This is a genomic window from Mycoplasmopsis iners ATCC 19705 (assembly GCF_000701805.1).
Taxonomy (GTDB): Bacteria; Bacillota_I; Bacilli_A; order Mycoplasmatales; family Metamycoplasmataceae; genus Mycoplasmopsis; species Mycoplasmopsis iners.
Window position 1 is genome coordinate 19,749 of record NZ_JNJW01000003.1, and the last position, 13,655, is coordinate 33,403.

The following is a 13,655-nucleotide window of genomic DNA, read 5'->3' on the forward strand; positions in this document are numbered from 1 at the left end:
TACCGCGCTTTACATTTATAAAGATTTATCGGCCTATTAGGCAAAAAATGGGCAAAAAAAGAAAAAATGCGCATTTTTTACGCATTTTTTGAGTTTTTTAATTATTCTTTTTCACTGTCGTAGTCAAAGTAATCGTTAGCGTCTTCAACTTCATCTGTGAAACCAAAGTCTGAATCACTAATATCTGAATCATCATATAATGAATCTTCATCATTATCGGCATATTCATTTTTAGCATTTTCACTTTCGTGAGTTGCTGTGAAATCAAGACTATTTAATAAATTATTTACTTCGTCTTCAATGTCTTCATTTGTAAGAATTTCTTCAACATTATTTGGGTCATATTTGCCAACAAAGTATGATTTAGGATCTCTAATATCATATTTTCCACCAACTTCGTAATTTGAATTAGTACCCGCTGGGATTTTACGTCCTAAAATAATATTTTCTTTCAAGCCTTCAAGTCTATCTTGCTTGTTGGCAATCGAAGCATTAACTAAAATTTTTGGAGTTTCTTGGTATGAAGCAGCAGCTAAGAATGATTCTGATAACAATGGAGATTGTTTTGCACCTTTAATTTTTACTTCACCAAATGGTGGTTTTTTACCTTCACTAATTAAACGCGCACTTTCTTTTTGGTAAGCGAAAATATCAATTAATGAACCCGCATGGAATCTTGAATCTCCTGGTTCAATAATAATAATTTTTGACAATAATTGACGGATGATAATTTCAATATATTTATCACTAATTGTAATACCTTGAAGACGGTACAATCTTTGAATTTCTTTTAATAAGTAGTTTTGTACAGCACGTGTATCAGCTACTTTTAATAATTCATTTAAAATAATTGGACCTTCAATAATTTTTTGACCAGGAACAACTTCATCGCCTTCTTTAACTCTAAGACGTCTGTCACTCTTAGTATCAATGATTTCAGTTTGTTCAACACCATCAGCATTGACTGAAGTTAAGTAAATGTGAAGATCGTTTCCGTTAGTGCCTTGAACATCTTTAAGTTTTTCAATTTTGGTGATTTTACCATATTTATTGGCAATTATGGCTGGTTTACCTCATGGTGAATCATAGGCATCGATCAATTCCATTAAACGACCGAAACCACCTGTAATATCTTCAACACCAGCAACACCACCTGTATGGAATGTACGCATAGTAAGCTGTGTACCAGGTTCACCAATTGATTGAGCGGCAACAACACCAACTGCTTCACCAATATTAACAACACGGTTAAAGGCTAAATCTTTACCATAACATTTTTTACATACACCATTACGTGTGTAACAAGATAATACTGAACGAATTTCTACAGATTTAATTCCAGCATTAACCACTTCTTGAGCTAATTCAGGAGTAATTAATTGATCAGCATTAACAATTAAAGCACCTGTTTGTGGGTTTAAGATAGGTTTGTTTGAGAAACGGCCTTCTATTCTTTCAGCTAGACTTTCGATAACTGTGTTTGTTTTGGTATCCATTATGTCTTTAACTTCAAAACCATAGTCAGTTCCACAATCTTCTTCTCTAACTACAATACCTTGAGCAACGTCAACTAAACGACGAGTTAAGTAACCTGATTTAGCTGTGTTAAGTGCTGTATCGGTAAGACCTTTACGTGCACCGTGGGTTGATGAATAGAATTCGTAAGCTGTTAAACCGTCAAGGAATGATGATTTAACAGGAATTTCAACAGTTGAACGAACAACACGATCGTTTTCAGCATCGGCTTTTAAAATTTTGGTGTTGTTGTTCATCAAACCACGCATACCGGCTAATTGAACAAAGTTAGATGAATTACCACGGGCACCTGATGTAAACATCATAAATAATGGGTTGTGAGGATGTTCTTTAGTTAAAGCTTTAAGATCTTTTTCAATTTGGTCTTTAATTTCTGTTCATTTAGCAATTGTTAATGAATATCTTTCATCGTCTGTTAATCAACCTCTTTCAAAGTAACCTCTTAATTGTTCAATGTATTCATCACCAGCTTTAATTTTTTCTTTAGTTGCTGAGTGGGTTAAAACATCACTAACTGCTATAGTTGTACCTGAAATTGTTGAATAATGGTAACCTAATTGTTTAATATCATCAAGAATATTAGCAACTTTGTTTGTGTATCTAAATCACACTTTTTCCAATAATTTAGTGTAATCATAAATTGTTCATTGGCTTTCAATGCCTCTTGCTAAGAATTTAGCTTTTTCATCAATAATTTTGTATTCATCATTAATGATTGATTCAAGAATTTGAATATGAGAACCAGTGATATTTTCGCCTTTGTAATCTTTTAGTTCACTTAATCTTGAGGCTAAATTATCTTGTTCCATAATTTCTTTAATGTCATTAATTACAGTAGAAATACTTTCGATGTTAACTGTAGCAACATATTCGTTGTATACACGACGAACAATTTTAGCAATATCTTTTTTACCAAGAGCTAAATTAATAGGTCTTTTGTTAATTTCTTCTACGAAATTTGCGCCATAAGGTAATAAGTATTTTTCAAAATCTTTAGCATTTTTTGAAGTATGAACAGCTTCTTTTTCGTCTACATATTTACCAAAAATGAATTCAAATGTGTTAGGAAAAGCTCTGTTAAAAATGAATTTACCAACTGTTGAAATAATGTATTTCATTTTTGAAGGGTAGTTCAAATAAAGCTTGTTTATAGCTTCAATTGGCAATACAACTCTGGTGTGCAAGTGAACTTTACCATTTTCATAAGCAGTAAGCATTTCGTTGTATGAACCAAAATATGAACCTGTACCAATAGCGTTTGGATTTTCCATGGTTAAGTAGTATAAACCAAGAATAATATCTTGACCAGGGTTGATGATTGGTTCACCATCTTTAGGTCCAAGAATATTTTTTGAAGCAAGCATTAATTCTCTGGCTTCTCTAACAGCTTCATCACTAATTGGAACGTGAACAGCCATTTGGTCACCGTCGAAGTCCGCGTTAAACGGAGTACATGTTAATGGGTGTAATTTAATAGCTTTACCACGAATTAAAACAGGTTCAAAAGCTTGAATTGATAAACGGTGTAATGTAGGAGCACGGTTAAGAAGAACCGGTCTTCCTTCAATAGCTCTTTCTACGTATGGTCAAATAATTGGCTCTAAGTTTTCAACTGCTTTTTTACCAGCTTTAATTGAGTTAATATTGTTATCACCTTTGATTAATTCACGAATAATTCATGGTTCAAATAACTTAGCAGCCATTTCACGTGGAATACCGACTTGGTGCATTTTTAATTCTGGTCCAACAACAATAACTGAACGACCTGAATAGTCAACACGTTTACCAAGTAAGTTTTGACGGAATCTACCTTTTTTACCTGTTAAGGCATCAGAAATAGATTTCAATGGACGTCCATCTTTTGATGAAACAGGAGTTGGTTTTTTACGAGCATTATCAATTAATGAGTCCACTGCTTCTTGAATCATTCTATATTCATTTTGCTTAATTAGCATAGGAGCATCATCTTCTTCTCATTTTTTAAGACGATTGTTCCTAATAATGATACGACGATATAATTCGTTGACATCACTAGTTGAGTGACGACCACCATCCAATTGGATTAAAGGACGTAAGTCAGCAGGTAAAACAGGTAAGTCATAGATTAGCATATCTAATGGGCTTTGACCTGAATTGATAAATGAATTAATAACATTTAATCTTTTGTAAAGTTTTGCTCTTTCTTGAGTTTTGGTTGAAGCTGGATTATTAGCAATATGAGCATTAATTTCTCTAATTTCTTCATTTACTTTTGCTAATTCTTCTTCTAAATTAAGGTTTTTAAGTAAATGTTCAATGGCTCTTGAACCAGTGCCAATTTTAGCATCACTATATTCTTCAATGATTTCGTTATATTCATAGAAATCAATACCGTAATCTTTACCAACTTTTGAAGTAGCAAAATTTTGCAATTCTTCTAAAGTTTCTGAAATAGTTTCGTATTTTTCTTCATAATCTGGATCGTCTTTATCTAATTTGCTTTTTAATTCAATTAAAGCATCTTGATAAATGATAGCGGCATCTGAAATGTCAATAATACTATTCTTTTTCAATGATTCTAAACCACCAGTTTCAAGAACAATGTGGCTTTTGTAGTAAATAAGTTTTTCCAAATCTGCCTTTGAAACAGGACGATTTGTATTAGCAACTTTTAAACCTAATAATTTTGCAATAATTGAGTGATCAATTTTAAAGAATCAAAAGTGAACAACAGGGTTTTCTAAATGAATATGTCCCATTCTACTACGACGAGTAATTTTAGGTAAAATTTGTGGTTCATATTTTTCACACATTGCTGTTCTATGGCATATTGTGTTTTCATCGCTTTTCTTGTATTTGGTACCACAAATAGGACATTTATAGTCAGTGGTTGGACCAAAAATTAATTCATCAAAAAGCCCTTCTCTTTCAGGTTTATAACTTTTATAGTTAATTGTTTCTGGTTTAGTTACTTCACCATGAGATCATGAACTAACATCTTCTTGAGTAGCTAATGATAATGTAATTTTTTCAATTACACTTTTTGGCTGAAGTTTCTTATTGAATAAATTATTCATCTAAACCTCCTTGAATATCTATATTATCATCATAGAATTGATCAAAATCTTTGCCATCAAGCTCATCTTGATTTGCGTAAGATAAATCAAATTTCATTTTTAAACCTTTAAGTTCATAACTTAAAACATTGAATGATTCTGGTGTGCCTGGTTTTGGCATTTCTTTACCAGAAGCTAAAGCAGCGTATAACTTGTTACGTCCATTAATATCATCAGATTTGTAAGTAAGAATTTCTTGAAGAACATTTGTAGCACCGTATGATTCTAAAGCTCAAGTTTCCATTTCACCAAATCTTTGACCACCATTTTGACTCTTACCACCAAGTGGTTGTTGAGTAATTAATGAGTATGGACCAACTGAACGAGCGTGCATTTTATCATCAACCATGTGGTTAAGTTTAAGCATGTACATAACACCAACAGAAACTGGGTTATCAAATCTCTTACCTGTAATTGGGTCGATTAAATATTGTTTTCCACTTTCTGGTAATTTAGCTTCTTTAATTAAATTGAAAATTTCTTCTTTCTTAATACCATCAAATGTTGGTGTAACAAATTTGCAATTTAATGATCTAGCAGCCATACCTAAATGGATTTCTAAAACTTGACCAATGTTCATACGTGATGGAACACCTTGTGGGTTAAGCATAACATCAACTGGTGTACCATCTTCTAAATAAGGCATATCTTCTTCTGGAAGAATGATTGAAACAACACCTTTGTTACCATGACGTCCTGACATTTTGTCACCAACACGAATTTTACGTTTAACAGCTATTGATACTTTAACAATTTTGTCAATGCCATCTTCAAATTGTGCATTACTGTCACGGCTCAATACTTCAACGCCAATAACTGTACCGCCATGTCCATTTTTAACTTTTAATGATGTGTCTTTAACATTGGTTAATCTTTGACCTAGGATTGATGATAATAATTTTTCTTCTTGTGAAGGGTTGTCATCACCTTTAGGTGAAACACGACCAACTAAAACATCACCCGGCATAACTTCTGAACCAACCCTAACAACACCATTTTCATCTAAATGACGAATTGAATATTTAGAAACGTTAGGAATTTCAGCGGTTAATTCATCATCACCCATACGACTAGTTCTAAATTGAATTGTATGTTCTTCAATATGAATAGAAGTTAAAACATCTTCTTTAACTAATCTTTCGTTAAGAATAATGGCATCTTCATAGTTATAACCTTTGTATGTTGTAAAGGCAACAACTAAGTTTTTACCTAATGACAATTCTCCATTTTTAAAGCTTGATCCGTCAACCAATAAGTCGCCTTTTTTAACTTCTTGACCAATTTTAACAAGCGGTCTTTGGTGAACAACTGTATCTTGGTTTGAACGTTGGAAGTTTCTTAATGAATAACTATCTGATTTGCCATTATTATTTCTAATTTTAATTTTGCTTCCATCAACATATTCAACAACACCATCGTTTTTAGCCACAAAGTTAGCTGATGAATATTTAGCAATTGCTGATTCTAAACCTGTAGCAACAAATGGAGCTTCTGTTTGTAATAATGGAACTGCTTGACGTTGCATGTTAGAACCCATAAGTGCACGGTTAGCATCGTCATTTTCCAAGAATGGAATACATCCAGCAGCTACTGAAACCATTTGGTTTGAAGCAACTTCGATGTAATCAATTTGTGTAGGCTCACCTAAAACGTAAGTGTAATTGTGACGCATTGTTACTTGCTTGTCAATAATACGGTTGTTTTCGTCAACTTTAACTGTTGATTGAGCAATATAAAAACCAATTTCTTCTGTTGCTGTTAAATATTCAACTTTCTCATAGTTAACAACACCATTTTCAACTTTATAATATGGTGTTTGTAAGAAACCATATTCATTAACTTTGGCATAAGTAGCAAAGTTTAAAATTAAACCAATGTTAGGTCCTTCTGGGGTTTCAATTGGACAAATTCTACCATAGTGAGTAGCATGAACATCCCGCACTTCGAATTGAGCAGTATCACGGTTAAGACCACCAGGTCCTAAAGAAGTAATACGCCTTTCGTTTGAAATTTCAGCTAATGGATTGATTTGGTCCATGAATTGTGAAAGTTTTGAAGAGTTAAAGAATGTTTTCATTTGTGTTGAAACTAATTTATTGTTAGTAACATTCTTTGGATTAACTTTATCAGGTTCTTTAGCACCCATTCTTTCACGAGTTGTTTTTTCAAGTTTAGTTAAAACAACATTAAGTTGATTTTGCATTAATTCACCAACAGAAACAATTCTTTTGTTTGTTAATGAATCTGGATCATCGTCGTGTCCTATACCATTTAAAAGATTGAAGTAGTAATTAATTGCAGCAACAATATCTGAAATTATTAAGTGAGTTTCAGTTGCTTTTGGATCTGTACCAATTACTAAAACAGGCTCTTTACCTCTATCTTTTCATTTACGGTTTGGATAAACCAACAATGAAATCATTTTAGTCATCTTTTTAAGGTGCTTGCTTTGTGTGTTGTTAAGCAATTTACCATAAACTATATCTGCCTTAACGCCTGGTATTTCAACAGATTTTAAGTAGCCATCATCAAAATTCTTTTGAATTAATAAAGCAATTTTGTGTGTTATATCAATTCCTGGTTCTAAATGAACTTCCTGGCCTTCATCATTTAAAATTGTTAATGGTTGAGCAAGAATAGTATCTGAAATACGATCAACTAAATTAAGTTTTTTATTCAACATGTAACGACCAGTTTGATTTAAGCTGTAACGTTTCTTGTTAAATAAAATACCTGGAATTAAGTTTGCTACTGAATCATCAGTAATACGGTCACCACGACGAATTACACCAAATAATTCTTCTTGGCAATATCTGATTTTTTCTTCAAGTGTGTCGCCATATTCACTAATTTTTTTGTCACGTTTGATTGTTTCGGCTAATTCATTTGAATTACCAAACAATTCTTTCATGTTTTCAACTGAAAAACCAAGTGCCATTAAAAATGTGGTTAAATTAACATTTTTGTTTTTGTCAATCTTAATTTTTACTGGATCTACATTTTTAGTTGTAACTTTGTGAGAAATTTCTAATCATGAACCAATTCTTGGCAAGATTTCTAATTTGTTAAACAAGTCATCTGATTGTTTGTTACGAACACCACGACCAAAGTATGCACCTGGAGATCTGATTAACTGGCTAACGATAACTTTTTCACTTCCGTTAATAATAAAGCTTCCACCTGATGTCATAAGTGGAATTTCGCCTAAAAACACTGTGTCTTCTTGAACGACACCAGTTTCGGTTGCGGTTACTTTAAATTTAGCATGAAGTTTGGCTGCATAGTTAATTCCTTTAACTCTAGCATCAGCAACAGCTTCATATTCTTTGCCACTTGGCATTTCTAAATAAGCTGATGAATGAATATACTCTAAAGTTAATTTTCCATTTGAAGCAACTATTGGGTAGTGCTCACGTAATGATTCTTCAATTCCACTCTTCTTGAATCATTCGAATGATTCTTTGCTAGTAGAGAGAAAATCAGGAATGTTTAAAGTTTGTTTTGTAGTTGAATAATCACGTCTTTCTGTGATAGGACCAAATTTACGCAATTTGTAAGCGGGTTTTAAGTTTTCATTGACATTCATACTTTACACTTCCTTAATATTTTGTTTATGCAATAAAAAACAAAAAGGAGCCAGACAGTTATCATCATCAAGCTCAATTTATGAATTAAATATATATTTATATTATATTAATGTATTGCATGTAAAAAAATATTACCATAAAACAATAATTTTGAAAATAAAAATAAGTTTTTTATGTTTTTAATTAAAAATGCTTTTTTATAGCGTTTTTGGGCACAAAAAAATCTTTTAAATAAATTTTCTTTGATTTTAAGCTCTAATATAATTTTTTTATGATTAAAAATATCAACTTTAATGAACGGTCGACTGACTGAAAAAATATTTATGAACAACTTAAAAATAAAAATGACTTTGAAAATTCAATAAATTATGTAAAACTAAATGCACATTTAGAAGATAAAAGTGTTTTGTTTAACAATGAAAAATCATTAATCAAAGCAGCAAAATTAATGTTAGAAATTCACGAAAGCAAATTGCCTGTTGGTAAAAATAAATTAGCTTGAGCTATAAAAAAATATCGGATGATATTTAATCAATTAGGCTATAAAATAGAAGTTTTAGATAAATATTTCAAAAGAATAAATACTATTTTAAGCAAGTCAAATAACACAAGAATTACTAATTTATTTTGATTTAATAGCAACTTGATTGAAGATAACGATCAAATTAAGTTAAATGACTCGCAATTCTTAATGAATGGTGATAAGCATTTTGATTTAGCATCGTTTATAGTCCTTAATAATTTAAATGATAAGGAAGAAAAAATTTTTCTAGATTCTTATAACACATATTGAGAAGAGTATTTAATTCAACAAAAAATTTTAGTAGCTTATTTTTATTTGCTTTATTTTAATACTGCTAATTGCCAAAAATATAATGATTATTTAATTAATATAATCGAAAGTAATATTAAACTTTTCGATTATAAAAGAGCCACAAATACATTCCGTAGAGAAGAGTGATAAAAAAATAAAAAATTTTTGTTTGGTTATTATTTTAATGCTATAATATTCAAGCAATAAGCCGCCTTAGCTCAGTTGGTAGAGCAACTGACTTGTAATCAGTAGGTCGTAGGTTCGAGTCCTATAGGCGGCACCATATGCTTAAAAAAGGTTTAATGAGGTTCGATTCCTCAAGTAAGCATACAAGCGCAAGTGGTGAAATTGGCATACACGCTAGATTTAGGCTCTAGTGCTTCGGCGTGAGGGTTCGAGTCCCTCCTTGCGCACCATTTGCAATGCGCCAGCTGGAAAAAACCAGCTTTTTTTTATATTTTTTCCACTTTTGTTTAAATTTTTCAACTTTTAACTAAATGGATTAGATGAATTGAAAGGAGAAAAAAGATGGTTTTATACAGAGTTGGAGAAATCATTTATAAAAATGGAAATAACTTAATTTTTGAAAGTCAAGGAGTGGGTTATTCAATAATTGTGCCTTGTAGTGAGAGATTTGAACCAAAGATGAGGCTAAAATTATATTTACATGAAATCAAAAATGACTATCTACAAGCCACATATGGTTTTAAAGATTTTAAAGAAAGACTTTTATTTTTAGATTTAATTGCAATGCAAGGAATTGGTCCAAGAGTAGCATGCAGTATTTTAAATAAAGGTTGAGAAACAGTGGCAAATTTGATAGCCAATGGTCAAAGTGAAGAGTTAAATGGCATTCAATATATATCGCCGAAAATTGCTAGATCAGTAGTGAATGAATTGCAAAGTAAATGAAGCAAAATGCTAACTAATTCAACTAATAAAAAGGAAATTCAAGCTAACTTAGAAAAGAACAACAATATTTTAGAAGTTAAAGAAACTTTAAAAATGCTTGGTTTCAAAAATAATCAAATTGAAAAAGCAATTGATAATTTGAATGTAACTAACGATATTGAAGAAATGGTTGAAACAGCTATCAAATTTATTTCTAAAGATTATGAACAAACAAACCTTAAGACCGCTTAATTTTAATGAATTTATTGGTCAAGAAAAATTAAAAATTACTTTGAAAACAATGATTAGTGGAGCATTACATAGAAAAGAAGCCATTGATCATATTTTGTTTTATGGTCCGCCGGGGGTGGGTAAAACTACTTTAGCAACAATTTTGGCTCAAGAACTAAATGTTAAGATTCATTATTTACAAGGGTCATTATTAGAGAAAAAGTCAGATATTTTATCGGTATTTGCCAATGTAAATAATAATGACATAGTATTTATTGATGAGGTTCATAGCGTGAACAATAATATTGAAGAGCTTATATATAACGCAATGGAAGATTTCAAAATTGACTTAATTATAGGTCCAGAAGGAAATTCTAAAGTTTTAAGAATGAATCTAAAACCTTTTACTTTAATAGCTGCTACAACTAAACCTAATCTAATTAGTCAGCCATTTAAAGATAGATTCGGTTTTAAAGCGAAATTAAATCCATATTCACAAGAAGACATAATTAAAATTTTGCAAAATAATCAACAAAAATTAGAGATTACTGTTGAACAAGGAGTGTTAGATTTAATCGCTAGATATTCAAGAAATACACCAAGAGTAGCAAATCATTTATTAAAAAGAGTTTTTGATTTTTCAATAATTGAAAAAGAAGAATATATCACTAAACAAACAGTGAGAAAAACTTTTCAACATTTAGATTTATATGATTTAGGTTTAAATCGTGATCATATTGATTATTTAATGACCTTAAATGAAGTTTTTGAAACTAAATACGCTTCATTAGAATCATTAGCAGGAATATTAAATTTTCCAAAAGATAGTTTAATTTATGAAATTGAACCATTATTATTAAATCTGAAATTAATCAGAAAAAGTCCGCGAGGCAGAACTATAACTACAAAGGGTATTGATTACTTAATTAATCAAAATGTGTAAACGCAATAAAAAAACAGCCGCTAAGCTGTTTTTCATTGTTATTATTCAGCACGAGAGTCTGCACTCTTGTAACCATCAACTTTTTTGCCTTTGTAAAAACCACATGAGTAGCATACTGTGTGTTGTTGAATCATGCTTGCACAATTGTTACATGAGATTAAATTTTGAACAGGTAAAGCATCATGAGTACGTCTTTTGTGTTTACGTTGTTTAGATGTTTTACGTTTTGGAACTATAGCCATGTCTGTCCTCCTTTATATTTTTTACGCGTAATAAATTCTTACTAATTATAATAAAAAAGATTATTTTATTATTTAAAAAAATAATTATTTTTGAATACTGTAATTTTGCCATTTATTACTTTATTTAAGTTTTATTAGACAAAATGGAGTTAATTAAAAAACACTTTAAAATCTTTTAAAAATATATAAAATAATTAAAAATATAATTAAATAGGCTAATGTAAAGAGGCAAAATGAAAAAAAGTTCAAAATTATGATTAATTCTTAGTTCTTTAATTTTTGTGACAGTTGGTGCTTTATCTAGCGTAGCTTATTTAATTTATTCTAACTGAAGCAAAGGTTCAATAATAATTAGAGGAAGCAAAGGCAATCTTGACATTAACATTTTAGAAATTGAAGACAATATGTCTGTGTCAAATAAGTCATTTAAAGAAATAACTTATGATCCTAATTTTCAAATTCAAGATAAAACAAAAAAATTGCTTGATGATTTAAATAAAAATTCAGCTAATTGAATTAAAGACGAATATTTTTCATACAAAATGGAAAATAATGTTTTAGTGTTGGTCTATACTGACCCAATAAATGGTGTTAAATTCAAAGATCATTCTTATGGAACTTATAAAAAAACATTAGATTCTGAAAATGAAAGTGAAGAAATCTTGTCTAATGAAGCAGATAAAAATGAAGAAGTTGAACAAAAACCTAGATTTCTTTTAGGCAAAGAAGGTTTAGCTCTTTTAGCTAATCATTTTTATGCTAAACAAACTTTCGGACCTGAAATAATGTATTTAGATTCTATAAATATTAATGATGCGAGAGTAAGCGCGAGCAATGCTAATGGTCTTTATACACCAAGCACAAAAACAATTTTTTTGAATGGATCATTTGTTGCTGAAAAAGGCTATGAAATAGATCAAAAAGTAAAATTTTTAATTCCTGTATTATTCCATGAATATATGCACCATTGAGCTAATTCATATGTTAATTACTATGATTATAACGATCAATTTATTCCTGTTTCTTATAGACAAAACCATTCTAAAGCAAGAACTATTAATTATTTTTATAAAGAATTCTATAATGGATTTAAAACTTATTTAAATTTTGCTGAAAAACCAATAAATGCTAATGAAAACGAATGATTAGATTCAGAAAAAAACTTTATAGGTAGAATTTTAACCACTCAAGAATTGTTTGCCTTAGGCAATTCAAATAACGCAGCTGAATATCAAAGTATTTACAGCAAAATTTCTAGCTTTGCTAGTTTATATGGCAATCAAGAAAAAATTACATTTAAATATAAAAAAAATGAGCTAAACAAATATGTAATTTCTGAATACTCGCCTCAAGACCTGCCTTATTACTATTCAATAGTTGAATTAATTCCGAGAGAATGAACAAAATTTGCTTATAAACCTTATTATTCGGTAATGTATGAAACGCCCGCGGCATCATTAAATGATAAAGGCTACTATTTATCACAAAATTACTTTGCTACAGCATATTTAAAAAACGGAGAAAAGTCAACATACTTTTCAAATAATACTTATGTACAAGATTGAGCAAGAACAAACAATAATGGAATGCCAATTTCAGATAAAACAACAAATATTCAAACATTTGAAAATAATATTTGAAATTATATTATTGCTGAAAGTAAGGAACCGGTTTATAAAGAATTTTACAAAATGTTCTTAAAATCAATGGGATTTGGCAAATTGATTTCACAAATGAAGAGTAGAACTGAATGATCATTTATCTCTGGTGAAAATGGAACAGACATTAACATCAATACAGATAATAATGTAATTGGCAAGGTTTCTTTAACAGGTTATTTAGATTCAAGCAAATATAAGGCGCTTGTTTTTGTAAAAGATAATGTTAAAAAAATAGTTAATATCAATTATGTGCCTTTAATAAGATTTAATTCATTTAATAAGCCACAAATTGATGAAAAAATTCATTCAAATCAAATATTAAGACCAAGCGATGTGTTGGATAACATTAATAATTTAACTAATAAAAATGACTATATTGCCTATAAAACAGATGAATTCGATATTAAGAACTATACAGGTAGTTATATTTATTTATGAGAAGATGTTAATAATAACAATCAAATAGAAAATAGCGAATTAATTAAGCAATTTACTGACCCATTGCCTGATCGACCAATAATTAATTCAGATTCAAAAGAATATATTAATCCGAATGCAAGTAGTAATATAAGTTTTTCTTGACCTGAAATTGTTGAGGCTGATAGTGACCAAGATGGATTTAATGTTGTTAGAATTGCTTAACATGAAAAAATAA

At 30.1% G+C, this 13,655-nt stretch carries 7 protein-coding genes and 2 tRNA genes; 6 read left to right on the forward strand and 3 right to left on the reverse strand.

The annotated features are described in order from the left end of the window. Nucleotides 1-101 precede the first annotated feature (101 nt). Nucleotides 102-4,592 (reverse strand): DNA-directed RNA polymerase subunit beta', encoded by a 4,491-nt coding sequence (locus T395_RS0101210; protein WP_051617782.1) that lies wholly within the window; start codon nucleotides 4,590-4,592, stop codon nucleotides 102-104. Then, nucleotides 4,585-8,217 (reverse strand): DNA-directed RNA polymerase subunit beta, encoded by a 3,633-nt coding sequence (gene rpoB, locus T395_RS0101215; RefSeq protein ID WP_029512690.1) that lies wholly within the window; start codon nucleotides 8,215-8,217, stop codon nucleotides 4,585-4,587. The genes T395_RS0101210 and rpoB overlap by 8 nt, the downstream gene beginning before the upstream one ends. Nucleotides 8,218-8,489: 272 nt before the next feature. Between rpoB and T395_RS0101220 the strand changes: the two genes are divergently transcribed. The 5 genes from T395_RS0101220 (at nucleotide 8,490) to ruvB (ending at nucleotide 11,097) form a co-directional block, all read left to right on the forward strand. Further along, nucleotides 8,490-9,182, forward strand: a complete 693-nt coding sequence (locus tag T395_RS0101220) for a hypothetical protein (protein WP_051617783.1) — start codon at nucleotides 8,490-8,492, stop codon at nucleotides 9,180-9,182. Nucleotides 9,183-9,239: 57 nt separating this feature from the next. Beyond that, nucleotides 9,240-9,315: transfer RNA gene (locus T395_RS0101225), tRNA-Thr, on the forward strand. 50 nt (nucleotides 9,316-9,365) lie between these two features. Then, nucleotides 9,366-9,448 (forward strand) — tRNA-Leu (locus T395_RS0101230). 112 nt (nucleotides 9,449-9,560) lie between these two features. Then, nucleotides 9,561-10,175 (forward strand): Holliday junction branch migration protein RuvA, encoded by a 615-nt coding sequence (ruvA, locus tag T395_RS0101235; RefSeq protein WP_029512692.1) that lies wholly within the window; start codon nucleotides 9,561-9,563, stop codon nucleotides 10,173-10,175. Next, complete coding sequence (ruvB, locus tag T395_RS0101240) at nucleotides 10,147-11,097, forward strand: Holliday junction branch migration DNA helicase RuvB (RefSeq protein ID WP_029512693.1); 951 nt, start codon at nucleotides 10,147-10,149, stop codon at nucleotides 11,095-11,097. Before ruvA ends, ruvB begins: the two co-directional genes overlap by 29 nt. A gap of 41 nt (nucleotides 11,098-11,138) precedes the next feature. Here ruvB and rpmF read toward each other — a convergent pair whose 3' ends face one another. Then, nucleotides 11,139-11,339: a 50S ribosomal protein L32 gene (rpmF, locus tag T395_RS0101245; protein ID WP_029512694.1), complete on the reverse strand. Its 201-nt coding sequence runs from the start codon at nucleotides 11,337-11,339 to the stop codon at nucleotides 11,139-11,141. A gap of 233 nt (nucleotides 11,340-11,572) precedes the next feature. Here rpmF and T395_RS0101250 point away from each other — a divergent pair, with 233 nt between their 5' ends. Further along, complete coding sequence (locus T395_RS0101250) at nucleotides 11,573-13,642, forward strand: MYPU_1760 family metalloprotease (protein WP_029512695.1); 2,070 nt, start codon at nucleotides 11,573-11,575, stop codon at nucleotides 13,640-13,642. Nucleotides 13,643-13,655 lie beyond the last annotated feature (13 nt).